At 67.5% G+C, this 536-nt stretch carries 1 pseudogene; it reads left to right on the top strand.

The window, feature by feature from the left end:
* Positions 1–536 (top strand): annotated as a pseudogene (locus G1E_RS28730) (ribonuclease E); the annotation flags it as partial.

Here is a 536-nt window from a genome sequence, read left to right as displayed (position 1 = left end):
CAGCCACAGCAGCACCAGGCCACCGAGCTGGGTGCTGAACTGGCGGCCGGCCTGGCTGTAACTGCAGCGGTTGCTACCAGCAACATCAGCAGCGACGCCGAAGCCCAGGCCAACCAGCAGGCCGAGCGCGCCACCGCTGACGTCGTTGCCGCTGCAGCAACCGACAACAGCGAAGCCGCCCAGCCGGTTGAGCAGGCTGAAAAGCTCGAGCAAGTCGAAGTTGTCACCAAGGTTGAAGAAGTGGCCGTGGCCCCAGTGGTCGAGCAGCCGGTCAGCGAGCCTGTGGCCGTGGTCGAGGCAACTGCCGAGCCAGTGGTCGAAGTCGCGCCACAACCGGTCGTCGAAGAAGCGCCTGTTGCCGAGCCGGCCGTGGCTGTCGAAGCCCCGGTAGAAGCGCCAGCTGTCGAAGCCGGTGAAATCGAGCAGGCCCCGACCGTGGTCGAGGCTGCGCCGGCTGCCGAAGCCCAGCCAGAAGTAGTGGCCGAGCCTGCACCTGTGGTTGTCGAGCCTGCGCCGGTCGCGGCCCCAGCCGTGGT

The sequence above is a fragment of the Pseudomonas sp. TJI-51 genome, from assembly GCF_000190455.2.
In the GTDB taxonomy this organism is placed as follows: Bacteria; Pseudomonadota; Gammaproteobacteria; order Pseudomonadales; family Pseudomonadaceae; genus Aquipseudomonas; species Aquipseudomonas juntendi.
The sequence above is the reverse complement of the archived record's forward strand: the minus strand, read 5'-3'. Positions and strand labels throughout refer to the sequence as shown.